Origin of the sequence: Streptomyces sp. NPDC004134 (assembly GCF_042874195.1) — a bacterium.
Lineage (GTDB): Bacteria > Actinomycetota > Actinomycetes > Streptomycetales > Streptomycetaceae > Streptomyces.
This window is the reverse complement of record NZ_JBIAMS010000004.1, coordinates 318,322-331,318: the sequence shown is the minus strand read 5'-3', so window position 1 is coordinate 331,318 and position 12,997 is coordinate 318,322. Positions and strand designations below refer to the sequence as shown.

The following is a 12,997-nucleotide window of genomic DNA, read 5'->3' as shown; positions in this document are numbered from 1 at the left end:
GCCGCCGAGAGCTTCAACAGGTCGCGTCTGTCCACGGGTGCGGTCCCTTCGCGTCGGTTCATCGCTGAGACGGTGCTACACGGGTCCTATACGCGGGTGACGCGGAAGGGAACACTGCGGGACGCGTGGGTCGTGAGCGGCGGACGGTACGGCCGGGACCCGCCGTCAGTGCCCGCGGCGGCGGCGTACGGCGCCGATCAGGCGCATCGCCCGCCCGGCGAGGAAGCAGACCAGGACCACGCCGGCGACGAACAGCACCGACCCCCAGCCGCCGCCGCCCCCGCCCGTGGTCGTGGGCCCCGTGCCGCCGGACGTGGTGGTGACCCCCGTCGTGATTCCCGTACTCGCCGAGAACCCGCCGGAGACCGTCGTCGTCGCGCCCATGGAGGCGCCCGCGCTCATGCCCGGGTCGATGTACCGGCCCGCGGCGCCGCTCGCCGAGCCGACTCCGCCGCCCGACGACTGCGCCGAGGCGACCGCGGGCTGGAAGAGCACGCATAACGAGGCGGCGCACAGGACCGGCACCACAAGAGAGGAGAAACGACGCGGCCGGACAGACATGATGGGCCTCCCGTCTCACGGCGGGAATCGCCGCGGGGGTTGTTCCCAGCGTACGACTCGCGCTGGATACTGCGCGAATGCGTATTTCCGTGACCGTCTTCCTCACCGACGAGACCGTCCGCCCCCCGGCCCTCGCGCGTGAGCTGGAAGAGCGCGGCTTCCACGGGCTCTACCTCCCCGAGCACACGCACATCCCCGTCAGCCGCGACACCCCCGCCCCGATGGGGGAACCGCTGCCCCGCGAGTACGGGCGCACGCTCGACCCCTTCGTCGCCCTCGGCCAGGCCGCCGCCGTCACCGAGCGGCTGGCGCTCGGCACCGGCATCACGCTCGTGGCCCAGCACGACCCGATCGTGCTGGCGAAGCAGGTCGCGACGCTCGACTTCCTCTCCGGCGGCCGGTTCACGCTCGGCGTCGGCTTCGGCTGGAACGAGGAGGAGGCCGACGACCACGGCGTCGACTGGCGCGGGCGGCGGGAGCTGGGGCGGCGGCGGATGGGGCTGATGAACGCGCTCTGGGCGCCGGAGCCCACGGCGTACGACGGGGAGGCGGAGGCGGCGGACGCGACCGGTACGAAGGGCGCGAAGGGCGCGAAGGGCGGAGGGGATGCGGCGGGCGGCTCCGGGCCGCGCACCGCCGTACGGGCCTCCGAGGCGCACCCCAAGCCCGTCCAGGCCCCGCGCCCCCGCAAGGGCGCGTCCCCGCTGCACGGCCCGCGCACCCTGCTCGGCGGCCGGCCGGGGCCGAAGCTCTTCGCGCACGTCGCGGAGTACGCCGACGGCTGGATGCCCATCGGCGGCGGCGGGCTCACCGACAGCATCCCGCGGCTGCGCCAGGTGTGGGAGGACGCCGGGCGCGATCCGGCGGCGCTGGAGGTGGTGCCGTACGCGGTGCGGCCGAGCGAGGGCAAGCTCGCGTACTTCGCCGCGCAGGGCGTACGGGAGACCGTCGTCCAACTGCCGCCCGCCGGCGAGACGGAGGTGCTGCGCGCGCTCGACGCGTACGCCCGGTTCCTCTGACCAGGCCGGAAACCCGCCCGCCGCAGCCGCCCCCCGCGCCCCGCGGCCCGCACCGGTGTCCGACCTGCCTCGTATGCTCGGAAAGATGAAGCCCCCGCCCGTCCCCGCCCCGCCCGCCAACGCCATGCGCCGCGCCCTGAAGCGTGCCCGCGACGGCGTCGCCCTCGACGTGTCCGAGGCCGCCGTGCTCCTCCAGGCGCGCGGTGCCGACCTGACCGACCTCTCCGCCTCCGCCGCCCGGGTGCGCGACGCCGGTCTGGCGGCGGCCGGCCGGCCCGGCGTCATCACGTACTCGCGCAGCGTCTTCCTGCCGCTCACCCGGCTCTGCCGGGACCGCTGCCACTACTGCACGTTCGTCACCGTCCCCGGCAAGCTCCGCCGCGAGGGACACGGGATGTTCATGTCGCCCGACGAGGTGCTGGACATCGCGCGCCGCGGCGCCGCGCTCGGCTGCAAGGAGGCGCTGTTCACGCTCGGGGACCGCCCCGAGGACCGCTGGCCCGAGGCGCGCGAGTGGCTGGAGGCGCACGGGTACGACGACACGCAGGCGTACGTCCGCGCGATGGCCGTCCGCGTGCTGGAGGAGACCGGCCTGCTGCCGCACCTCAACCCGGGCGTGGTGACCTGGGCCGGCTTCCAGCGGCTCAAGCCCGTGGCCGCGTCGATGGGGATGATGCTGGAGACCACCGCCGAGCGGCTGTGGAGCGAGCCGGGCGGGCCGCACCACGGCTCGCCCGACAAGGAGCCTGCGGTACGGCTGCGGGTGCTGGAGGACGCGGGCCGCTCCTCCGTGCCGTTCACCAGCGGGCTGCTCATCGGCATCGGTGAGACGCCGGCGGAGCGCGCCGAGTCGCTGTTCGCGCTGCGCCGGGTGCAGCGGGCGTACCAGGGCCTCCAGGAGGTCATCGTGCAGAACTTCCGCGCCAAGCCGGACACGGCGATGCGCGGCATGCCCGACGCCGAGCTGGACGACCTCGCCGCCACCGTCGCCGTCACCCGGCTCATCCTGGGCCCGGCGATCGGGGTGCAGGCGCCGCCGAACCTGGTGGACGCGGAGTACGGCAAGCTCATCGCGGCGGGGATCGACGACTGGGGCGGTGTCTCGCCCCTGACCCCGGACCACGTCAACCCGGAGCGGCCCTGGCCGCAGGTGGACGAGCTGGCGGCGCAGTCGGCGGCGGCCGGGTTCGAGCTGCGCGAACGGCTCGCGGTCTACCCGGAGTTCGTGCGCCGGGGCGAGCCGTGGCTCGACCCGCGGGTGCTGCCGCACGTCAGCGCGCTGGCCGACCCGGAGACCGGCCTCGCCCGTGACGTACGGCCGCGGGGGCTGCCCTGGCAGGAGCCGGACGGCGGCTTCGCCGCCGGGGGGCGTACGGACCTGCACCGCACCATCGACACCGAGGGCCGCACGGGCGACCGGCGGGGTGACTTCGACGCGGTGTACGGGGACTGGGAGGCCCTGCGCGAGACGGCCAGGGAACTGTCCGGCGACCCGGCGGCGTCCGAAGCGACCGCGGCGTCCGAAGCGACCGCGGCGACCGGCAGCGCCGCCACGGACGCCCCGGACCGCCCTGCCGACGGCACCGCCACTGACGGCCCCGTCCCCGCCCGGCTCGACGCCGACGTGCGCGCCGCCCTCGCCCGCGCCGCCGACGACCCCACCCGGCTCACCGACGCCCAGGCCCTCGCCCTGCTGCACGCCGAAGGCCCCGCCCTCGACGCCCTCTGCGGCATCGCCGACGACCTCCGCCGCGCCACGGTCGGCGAAGACGTCACGTACGTCGTCACCCGGAACATCAACTTCACCAACGTCTGCTACACCGGCTGCCGCTTCTGCGCCTTCGCCCAGCGCCGCACCGACGCCGACGCCTACACCCTCTCCGTCGAGCAGGTCGCCGACCGCGCCAAGCAGGCGTGGGACGTGGGCGCCGTCGAGGTCTGCATGCAGGGCGGCATCCACCCCGACCTGCCCGGCACGGCGTACTTCGACATCGCCCGTGCCGTCAAGGAGCGGGTGCCGGGCATCCACGTGCACGCGTTCTCGCCCATGGAGGTCATGAACGGCGCCGCGCGCACCGGCCTTTCCGTACGCGACTGGCTGACCGCCGCCAAGGAGGCGGGGCTCGGCTCCATCCCGGGCACGGCCGCCGAGATCCTGGACGACGAGGTGCGCTGGATCCTCACCAAGGGCAAGCTGCCCGCGGCCGACTGGATCGAGGTCGTCACCACGGCGCACGAGCTGGGCCTGAGGTCCTCGTCCACGATGATGTACGGGCACGTGGACCAGCCGCGGCACTGGCTGGGCCACCTGCGGCTGCTCGCGGAGCTCCAGCAGCGCACGGGCGGCTTCACCGAGTTCGTCACGCTGCCGTTCATCCACACCAACGCGCCGGTCTACCTGGCGGGCATCGCCCGGCCCGGCCCGACGATGCGCGACAACCGCGCCGTCACCGCCATGGCCCGGCTGCTGCTCCACCCGCACATCACCAACATCCAGACGAGCTGGGTCAAGCTCGGCGCGGACGGCGCCGCGCAGATGCTCCGCTCCGGCGCCAACGACCTGGGCGGCACGCTGATGGAGGAGACGATCTCGCGGATGGCCGGGTCTTCGTACGGGTCGTACCGCTCGGTGAAGGACCTCGTCGCCATCGCCGCCGCCGCGGGCCGCCCGGCCCGGCCGCGGACGACGACGTACGGGGAGGTGCCGGAGGAGCGGCTGCGCGCGGCGGAGGCGGCGGACGGCCGGCTGCCGGAACTGCTCCCGGTGCTGGGGCAGTAGCGGCCGCTACGGGAAGGGAGGCACCCGGCGCGTACGGGAAGGGGGCACCGGGTGCGTACGGAACGGGGAGCCCGACGCGTACGGAACGGGCGCCCGGTGCGTACGGGAAACGGGCGCCCGGCGCGTACGGAACGGGGCGCGCGCGGCGCGCCGGGCGGCCGCCCGTACCGCACGGGCGGGAGCGCCCGGGCCGAACCCGTCCGGGCCCGCCCCCGCCGCCGCCCCGAGGCTTTAAGCTCGCCCCCGGGGGAGGTGGCGCCGTGCCCGAAGTGCGTCCGTCCATGCAGGACTTGATCCGCGACCGCCGCCGGTCGGGATTCGTCGGCAGGCAGCGCGAGATCACCGCGTACCGGGACAACTTCCGCTGTCCCCCCGAGGATCCGGCGCACCGCTTCCTCTTCCACTTCCACGGCGTCGCCGGCGTCGGCAAGACGTCGCTGCTGCGCCGCCTGCTGCAACTGGCCGGGGAGCAGGGCGCGCTGACCGCGCAGGTCGACGAGTCGGCGGCCAGCGTGCCCGAGGCGATGGAGGCGATCAGCGCCCAACTCGCCCGCCAGGGCCACCCGCTGAAGGGCTTCGACCGGCTGCTCCAGCGCTACCGCCAGCGGCGCCACGAGGCGGACTCCGTCGTCGCCACCCTCGACGGCGTGCCCGGCCAGCCCGGCGCCGGGACCCCCGGCGTGCCGCACCAGGCGGGTCCCGTGGACGCCGCGGGCGCCGCGCCCGCCGCCCAGGCGCCCGCCGCCGCCTCGCCCGCCGCCGGCATCGCCGCCCAGGCGGGCCTGGCAGGACTCGGCCTGGTGCCAGGACTCGGCGCCGTCGCCGGCGCCATGGACCCGCAGCAGGTCGCGCAGAGCCTCGACCGCTGGCGCGCCGCGCTCTCCACCCGGCTGCGCAGCCACGACGACGTCCAGCTCGTCCTCTCCCCGCTCCAGGCCCTCACCCCCGCTTTCCTGGAGGACCTGCGCGGCGTCGGCACCGCCGTCCCGTGGCTCGCGCTCTTCTTCGACACGTACGAGCGCACGGGACCCGTCCTCGACGCCTGGCTGTGCGACGTCATGACCAGCGACCGCTACGGCGCGCTGCCCGCCAACGTCGTGGTGACCCGCGCCGGGCAGCAGCGGCTCGACCCCGCCCGCTGGCCGGCCGGCGACTTCGCCGCCGAACTGGAGCTGGCGCTCTTCACCGAGGAGGAGGCCCGCGCGCTCATCGCCGCCAGGGGTATCGCCGACGCCCGGGTCGTGGACGAGATCCTGCACCTGTCCGGGCGGCTGCCGGTGCTCACCTCGATGCTCGCCGAGACGCCGCCGGTCCGCCCCGGTGGCGGGGACCCGAGCGGCACGGCCGTGGAGCGGTTCCTGAAGTGGGTGGCGGACCCGGTGCAGAAGGCCGCGGCGCAGGCCGCCGCGCTGCCGCCGTCGCTGGACGAGGACGTGTTCCGGGTCGCCGTCGCCCCCGCGGCCGCCGGGCTGTACGGGTGGCTGCGCGCGCTGCCGTTCGTCAGCGACGAGGCGGGCCGGGTGCAGTACCACGGCGTGGTCCGCTCGGCGATGCTGCGGGTGCAGCGCGCGCAGTCGCCGCAGCGCTGGCGCGAACAGCACCGCGCGCTCGCGGCGGCGCACGCCGGCTGGTGCGCGGAGCTGGAGGCGACCCTGCCGGCCGGAACCGACGTGCAGGAGGAGCGCTGGCTGGACGAACGGTGGTTCGGCCACCGCCGCAACGAGACGTACCACCTGCTGTGCGCCGACCCCCAGGGCGCGCTGCGCCGCGCCCGCCGCGACGCCCTCCAGGCCGCCGACGTCGGCCCTGCCGAGACCCGGCGGTGGGCGCAGACCATGGAGCAGGCGGGCACGGACGCGGACAGCGAGCCCGTACGGGACTGGGGCCGGCGGCTGCTTGCGGTGATGGGGGAGGGCCCGCGCGGCGTCGTCGAGGTGTGCACGTTCCTGCTGCGGGAGGCGGAGCTGACGGATCCCGAGCGGGTGCTCGCGCACACCCTGCGCGGGCGGGAGTTCCGCAACGCCGACGAACTCGACGCGAGCGTCGCGGACTTCGACCGGGCGCTGGCGCTCGACCCGGCCTTCACCCGGGCGTACGCGGGCCGCGGCCAGGCGTACGTACTCCTCGACCGCTACGCCGAGGCGGACGCGGACTTCACCCGCTGCATCGAGGCCGACTCCGACCGCGCCTGGGCGCTGACCCACCGCGGCCGGGCCCGGCTCTACCTGGAGCGCCACGACGACGCGAGGGCCGACCTGGACCAGGCGGTGGAGCTGGACCCGTCCCCGATGAGCTGGGCGATGCGCGGCGAGGTGCGGCGGGTCACGGGCGCCCCGGAACAGGCGATCGCCGACTTCGACCGGGCCCTGGAGGCGGCGGAGGGAGACTACGCCTACGCGTACGCCAGCCGCGCCCAGTGCCACGCCGCGCTCGGCCGCCCCGAGGAGGCGCTGGCGGATCTGGACCGGGCGCTGGCGGTCGACCCGCAGTGGGAGTGGTGCTGGGTCGAACGCGGCCGGCTGCACCAGGACGCCGAGCGGTTCGAGGCGGCCGTCGCCGACTACACCCGCGCGCTGGAGCTGTCGCCCGACTACGACTGGGCGTACGCCAACCGGGGCGAGTCCTACCGCCGGCTGAACCTGCTGGACGAGGCGCTGGCGGACGTGGACCGGGCGCTGGAGCTGAAGCCGGAGTGGTCGTGGTGCTGGGGCGAGCGCGGGGAGGTGCACCGGCTCGCCGGGCGGATCGAGGAGGCGCTGGCGAACTTCGACCGGGCCGTGGAGCTGGAGCACGACTACGCCTGGGCGATCGCCGGCCGGGGGCAGTGCCTGGCGGCGCAGCGGCAAGTCGACGCGGCGCTCGCCGAATTCACCCGGGCGCTGGAGATCGATCCGCGGCTCACGTGGGTGCTGGAGACACGGGGCGTCTACCTCCGGATGGCCGACCGCTTCGACGACTCGCTCGCGGACTACGCCCGCGCCCTGGAGATCGACGCCACGCGCAGGTGGGCACGGATCGGCCGGGCCCGTACCCTCGGCCACATCGGGCGGACGGCCGAGGCGTACGCGGAAGTCGGCGCGGTCCTCGCCGCGTGGCCGGACCACGCCGACGGGCTGAGCCTGAAGGGCCGGCTGCTGTCCCTGGAGGGACGGCACGAGGAGGCACTCGCCGCGCTCGACGCGGCGCTCGCGGCCGACCCCGACGACAAGTCGCTCTACGGCGACAAGGCCGAGACCCTGATGGAACTCGGCCGGTACGAGGAGGCCCGTCCGCACGTCGCGGAGGCGCTCGCGGCCAACCCGGACGACGGCTACACCCGGTTCGACGACCTCCTGCTGGGGCGGCTGACCGGGAACACCCCGCCCCCGGAGCGCTGGGCGGCGGTGGAGGCGGCGATGCTGGCGGACTCCGTCACCGACGCGGACCGGGTGGAGGCGCGGCTGATGTGCCGCGCCGCCGCCGGGGACTGGGCCGCCGCCGACGCGGCGCTGGCGGAGCTGGCGACCGCGAGGACGTACTGGCTGCTGCTCAAGGACGTACGCGCGCTCTTCTCCATGCTGGCCGCCACGCCGGCCACGGCGGCCGCGGACCTGCCCCGGATCGAGGGATATCTGCGCACAATCGACGACTTGCTCCGCGAACTGCCGGGCGCGTGACGCGGATACACCCGCTGGCCTCTCGGTTTCCCTCGATTACAGTGCTGGGCCGGAGCACGTGCCGAACGGGGCGCGACCAGACAGCGAGACCCGCAGCGAGACCTGACCGCGAGAGACCGAACGTCCGGACTGAGGTGGCCGATTGACTCCTCCCCCTCGCCTGGTGGCGGGGATTCCTGGCTCACGTTGCCTGCTGCCCGGCGGGTCGCGAGGTCTTACACGATCGGCACCAGCCGGGTCGAGACCAGCCCGGACCAGCATCACGCGCGCCGAGTTCTTGTCCCTGGGGGACACGGCTCCGCACGAGGTGCAGGCGTAGGTACGTTCCGAAAGGGGAAGTGCGTGCTTGGCTCTCGCTCCGCACTGTGCGCAGTCCATGGTGGTGTGCGCGGGGTGGACCGGATGGACGATGCGCCCGTGTTTGCGGGCTGTCTCCACCAGGGCGTGTTTCGTGGCCCGGATACCGGCGTCCGCCGCCTTTCGGGCCATGGGCGACCTCGCCAGGAAACGGGGGCGCGCCGGTCCGCACTTCTCCCCGTCGCCACGGGCCTTCTTCGATCGGGCCACCGACTCATTCCACACCCAGCGGCAGCGCGCCCACTCGGCTTCGAGGGCGCGGATCGCGCCGGCGGACACGCGCAGCCGGTACGCGTACCGGGCGTAGGCCGTTGTGTCCGTCGTCATGACCACGAACCTACCTGGGAGGACCGACAGTTGAGCCCGATTCGACCCCGGCCCGAAGACCGGGACGTACCCCGAGGCCCTGAGTGACGACCGCACGCCGCACCTGGGGCCGCGCCGAGCAGCAGGACTTCCGCAGCAGAGTGCGCGGCTGCCTGCTCGGCGGCGCCATAGGCGACGCACTGGGCGCCGGCATCGCGGATGCCTCCCTGGCGGAGATACGGGCCGAGCACGGACCGGAGGGCGCCGCCGACTTCGCCCCCGCCTACGGCCGCCGCGGCGCGGTCACCGACGACACCCAGACGACCTTGTTCACCGTCGACGGCCTCATCCGCGCCCAGGTGCGCCGCGACGGCGGCCGGTGGCACCCGCCCACCGACGTGCACACCGCGTACCGCCGCTGGTACGCCACGCAGAAGGACTGGGGCCCCGACGAGCGCAAGGCCGACGACGGCTGGCTCGCCCGCGAGGAGTGGCTGTACTCGCAGCGCGGCGCGCCCCGCGCCAGTCTGCGGGGCCTGGCCGACGACCGCATGGGCACGCTCCAGGAGCCCCGCAACCCGGAGGCGAAGGACCCGGGGGCCGTGGTGCGCTCCGCGCCGTTCGGGCTGCTGGTGGGCTGGGAGCCGCAGTTGGTTTTCCAGCTCGCCGCCGAGTGCGCCACGCAGACCCACGGCCACCCGACCGGCTATCTGGCGGCGGGCGCGTACGCGGTCGTGGTGCACGGCCTCGCCCGCGGCGACGCGCCGGAGGAGGCGGTGGGCAGGGCGCTGGAGATCCTCGCCGGGCGCCCGGGCCACGAGGAGACCGCGACGGCCCTGCGCGACGCGCTCGACGCCCGCCAGGGACCGGAGCCGGGCCCGGAGCAGGTGGAACAGCTCGGCACCGGCGAGAGCGCCGCGGAGGCCGTCGCCCTCGCCCTGTACTGCGCGCTGGCCGCGACCGACGTACGCCACGGCCTGCTCCTCGCCGTCAACCACGGCGGCGCCTCCGACGCCACCGGCTCGCTGTGCGGCAGCCTGCTCGGCGCGCAGCACGGCGAGACGGCGCTGCCGCCGGCGTGGGTGGCGGAGGTCGAGGGGCGTGGCACGATCCTCCAACTGGCGGACGACTTCGCCCTGGAGATGACCCTCGGCCCGGCGCTGCACGGCGAGAGCGCCCCCAACGAGGCGTGGCTGCTGCGCTATCCGCGCTGACCGCCGCCCTGTCCCGCGCCGACGGCCGCCCTGCGTCGCGCCGACGGCCGCCCTGCGTCGCGCCGGCGGCCGCGCTGTCCCGCGCCGGCCGCTGCCCCTGTCCGCGCCGACGCCGCCCGCCGCTAGCCGCGCTGCTGCCGCTCGGCGCGCTCCTGCGCGACCAGCACCCCGTCCCCGTGCTCCCGCGACCACGCGGCCAGCGCCCACAGCGGCCCGAGCAGCGACTGCCCGCTGTCCGTGAGCCGGTACTCGACGCGCGGCGGGGCCTCGGCGTAGCGGCGGTGCTCCACCAGCCCGTAGCCCTCCAGCCGCCGCAGCGTCTGGTTGAGGACCTTCGGGCTGATCCCCCCGATCGCCTTCCGCATCTCGGCGGGGCGCCGCGGCCCCTCGCTCAGCGCGAAGATGACGATGCCGTTCCAGGCGTGCGCGAGCACGTCGATGCCCACGCGGGCGCGGCAGTCCGCGAGAAAGGGGCTGGTGTGCACCGGGACGGCCGGCAGCGTCTCGCTCATTCCGCTCCTCCTCTCCTCTTCCTCCTGCTTGCTGCTCCTGTCGTCCTTCTAGCGCATCCGTTACGCACCGATCGGTGCCTTTCGGTCTTCCTAGTGTCGCTTGGGACACCGCGAACAGATGGAGGAGCGACGATGCGTATCGGAGTGCTGGGCACCGGGGCCATGGGGGACGCGCTGGCCGGCTCGTGGGCGCGCGCGGGGCACGAGGTGCTGGTCGGCGGGCGGAGCGCGGCGAAGGCGGCGGAGCTGGCGGAGCGGGCCGGCGGCCGGGCCGGAAGCCTGCGTGCGGCGGCCGGGTTCGGGACGGTCGTGCTGCTGGCCGTGCCGTACGCGGCGCTGGCGGACGCGCTGCGGCAGGCGGGCGCGGGGGAGGGGGTACTGCGGGGACGTACCGTCGTCGACTGCACCAACGCCCTCGACACGGCGACCATGGAGCCCGACCCGGACCTGCTGGCCGGGGGTCCCAGCGCCGCCCGGCGGGTCGCCGGCCTCGCCGAAGGGGCCCATGTCGTCAAGGGCTTCAACCTCGCCCCCGCCGACGTCTGGCGGCGCAGGCCGCCCGGGCCCGGGGAGGCGCGGGTCACCGTGCCGCTGTGCGGGGACGACGAGGGCGCGCTGGCGGTGGTGCGGACCCTCGTACGGGACGCGGGAGGCGAGCCGGCGGACGGCGGGGGGCTGGCGCGGGCCGGGCTGCTGGAGGCGGCGGCGGCCTTCGCGGCGGGCGTGTGGCGCCAGGGACGGCAGCCCGGCGCGGTCTTCGGCCCGGTGACCGGCCCGGTGGCCGGCTAGGCGGGAGGCCGGGCGGCGGGCCCGGGTGGAAAAGGCCGAGCCCTCTCGGCCGGGACGGCGAGCCAGTCGAGAGGGCGTTCGGACTTGCGGTGGTGCAGATTCCGGTCAACTCACGGATTCACCGTCGGTCAGGCCGTACGGAAAGCGCCGCCGGCCGCCTCGGCCACGAATGCGGCCCAGGATTCGGGGGTGAAGTCCAGGACCGGCCCGTCCGGGACCTTCGAGTCGCGCACCGAGACCAGCCCGGGTGCGGTCGAACGCACCTCGATGCACTCGCCGTTGCCCGCGGAGTGGGTCGATTTGGTCCAGGCGCCGGTGGCGCCGAGTTCGATTGCCATGTTCTTCTCCGGTTGCTGAGGGACTCAACTTCTTCCTGCCCGTTGCAGGCCGGAGTGTTGTCGACGCCCCGGCCCGACGCCGAGACGCTACCGCTCAACAACCCACCGGTCAGGGGGCTTTCACTCAACCGGATGGCGAAAGGCCGCTGCTCTTCCGGAGCGTCCGGCTACGGGTGTACCGTGCCTCCGTTTCGGGATACCCGGCCGCGCCCCCGATTATCAGCGGGCGTACTTCTTAGCCGTATCCGCGATGAATTTCCGGGTCTGTTCTGGATTGAGCGCCTGCGCCCGCAAATGCTCGTACATCAAGCTGTAGTTGTGGACGTCGTCGCTCTTCTCCAGGTAGAGATCGCTGGTGACGCCCTCCAGATAGATCACGCTGGAGTCGGACTCCTCGGGGAACTCCAGAATCGCGTACTGCCCGGTGACCCCCGGGTGCGCACCCGTCTCGAACGGCAGCACCTGCACCGTGACATGCGGCAACCGCGACACCTCGATCAGGTGCTCCAACTGCTCGCGCATGATGTGCGCGCCGCCCACCACCCGCTGGAGCGCGGCCTCGTCGAACACCGCCCAGAGCCGCAGCGGCGGCTGCTCGGTGCCCTTTATCCGGTCCTGCCGCCGCATCCGCACGTTCACCCGCTTCTCGACGTCCGCGTCGGTCACCTCCGGCGAACTGCCGGCGATGACGGCCGCCGCGTACGCGCGCGTCTGCAGCAGCCCGGGCACGACGAGCGACTGATAGATGCGCAGTGAGGCGGCGGCGGTCTCCAGGCCGATGTAGACGCTGTACGGCACGTCCCCGAAGGCGTTCCACCAGCCCTGCTGGCGGGATTCCCGCGCCATCTGCATCAGGGAGCTGACGATCCGCTCGTCCTCCACCTCGTACACGCCGCACAGATCGCGGACATCGCGCTGGCTGATGCTGCGCCGGCCGTTCTCCAGCCTGCTGATCTTGGACTGCGAGACCAGCAGCCGGTCGGCGACCTGTTCCGCGGTCATGTTCTTCTGCTCGCGCAGCCTGCGCAGCTCCTGGCCGAGGCGGCGCCGCCTGACCGTGGGGTTGACGTTGGACGCCAAGGGAGTTGCACCTCCGGGTGCGTAATCCGCGTGCGGACGTATCTCATTACTGGGTGCAGCCTGCCACCGACGGAGTGTGTGCCGCTGCGATCGTCGCGAAATCGCCGCAGAGGGCGAAGGTTTGGCCCACAATGTGCGCGGCACGGGGCGGCGGGGGCCGGTTGTGGCCACGGGGGCGCCGGAGCCGCGGGGCCGGGAGAGCGCGTGGAGCCGCCGGAACCGCCGGGTGCCGGGCCGTGGCCGGCGGGGTCGCCGGAGCGGCCGGAGTCGTCCGGAACGCAGGACAGGGCCCCGTCCCGTCGAGTGGTCTCGACGGGACGGGGCCCTGCGTTGCGGCTCCCGTTCCCGGTCCGGCGCACCGCCGCGCGCCACGCCTCGCCCGTACG

General features: G+C 74.6%; 9 protein-coding genes and 1 pseudogene. 5 read left to right on the top strand and 5 right to left on the bottom strand.

Annotated features, from left to right (window positions below):
* Nucleotides 1-165: 165 nt before the first annotated feature.
* Nucleotides 166-561: a hypothetical protein gene (locus tag ACFYVJ_RS08645; RefSeq protein WP_388887846.1), complete on the bottom strand. Its 396-nt coding sequence runs from the start codon at nucleotides 559-561 to the stop codon at nucleotides 166-168.
* A 77-nt stretch (nucleotides 562-638) separates the two neighbouring features.
* Between ACFYVJ_RS08645 and ACFYVJ_RS08640 the strand changes: the two genes are divergently transcribed.
* From ACFYVJ_RS08640 to ACFYVJ_RS08630, 3 genes are all read left to right on the top strand, one after another.
* The gene (locus ACFYVJ_RS08640) at nucleotides 639-1,580 is read left to right on the top strand and encodes a TIGR03619 family F420-dependent LLM class oxidoreductase (protein WP_388887844.1); all 942 of its coding nucleotides are present in this window, start codon (nucleotides 639-641) and stop codon (nucleotides 1,578-1,580) included.
* A 73-nt stretch (nucleotides 1,581-1,653) separates the two neighbouring features.
* Nucleotides 1,654-4,359, top strand: coding sequence for a bifunctional FO biosynthesis protein CofGH (locus ACFYVJ_RS08635; RefSeq protein WP_388887842.1), 2,706 nt, complete (start codon nucleotides 1,654-1,656; stop codon nucleotides 4,357-4,359).
* Between the two features lie 281 nt (nucleotides 4,360-4,640).
* On the top strand, nucleotides 4,641-8,015 hold the full coding sequence (locus ACFYVJ_RS08630; protein ID WP_388887840.1) for a tetratricopeptide repeat protein: 3,375 nt from the start codon (nucleotides 4,641-4,643) through the stop codon (nucleotides 8,013-8,015).
* Between the two features lie 180 nt (nucleotides 8,016-8,195).
* On the opposite strand, the pseudogene ACFYVJ_RS08625 reads toward ACFYVJ_RS08630, so the two are convergent.
* A pseudogene (locus ACFYVJ_RS08625) lies at nucleotides 8,196-8,531 on the bottom strand (zinc ribbon domain-containing protein); the annotation flags it as partial.
* Nucleotides 8,532-8,782: 251 nt separating this feature from the next.
* Between ACFYVJ_RS08625 and ACFYVJ_RS08620 the strand changes: the two are divergent.
* Complete coding sequence (locus ACFYVJ_RS08620; protein ID WP_388887838.1) at nucleotides 8,783-9,892, top strand: ADP-ribosylglycohydrolase family protein; 1,110 nt, start codon at nucleotides 8,783-8,785, stop codon at nucleotides 9,890-9,892.
* 122 nt (nucleotides 9,893-10,014) lie between these two features.
* Here the strand turns inward: ACFYVJ_RS08620 and ACFYVJ_RS08615 are convergent, their stop codons facing one another.
* A complete protein-coding gene (locus tag ACFYVJ_RS08615) occupies nucleotides 10,015-10,404 on the bottom strand; it encodes a winged helix-turn-helix transcriptional regulator (RefSeq protein WP_388887837.1) in 390 nt (129 codons plus the stop codon).
* A gap of 132 nt (nucleotides 10,405-10,536) precedes the next feature.
* Between ACFYVJ_RS08615 and ACFYVJ_RS08610 the strand changes: the two genes are divergently transcribed.
* Nucleotides 10,537-11,193, top strand: coding sequence for an NADPH-dependent F420 reductase (locus tag ACFYVJ_RS08610; RefSeq protein ID WP_388887835.1), 657 nt, complete (start codon nucleotides 10,537-10,539; stop codon nucleotides 11,191-11,193).
* A 128-nt stretch (nucleotides 11,194-11,321) separates the two neighbouring features.
* Here ACFYVJ_RS08610 and ACFYVJ_RS08605 read toward each other — a convergent pair whose 3' ends face one another.
* Together ACFYVJ_RS08605 and ACFYVJ_RS08600 are read right to left on the bottom strand one after the other, a co-directional pair.
* Nucleotides 11,322-11,531 carry a DUF397 domain-containing protein gene (locus ACFYVJ_RS08605; protein WP_101424018.1) on the bottom strand — a complete coding sequence of 70 codons (210 nt, stop codon included), beginning with the start codon at nucleotides 11,529-11,531 and terminating at the stop codon, nucleotides 11,322-11,324.
* Between the two features lie 219 nt (nucleotides 11,532-11,750).
* Nucleotides 11,751-12,611: a helix-turn-helix domain-containing protein gene (locus ACFYVJ_RS08600; RefSeq protein WP_388887833.1), complete on the bottom strand. Its 861-nt coding sequence runs from the start codon at nucleotides 12,609-12,611 to the stop codon at nucleotides 11,751-11,753.
* Nucleotides 12,612-12,997 lie beyond the last annotated feature (386 nt).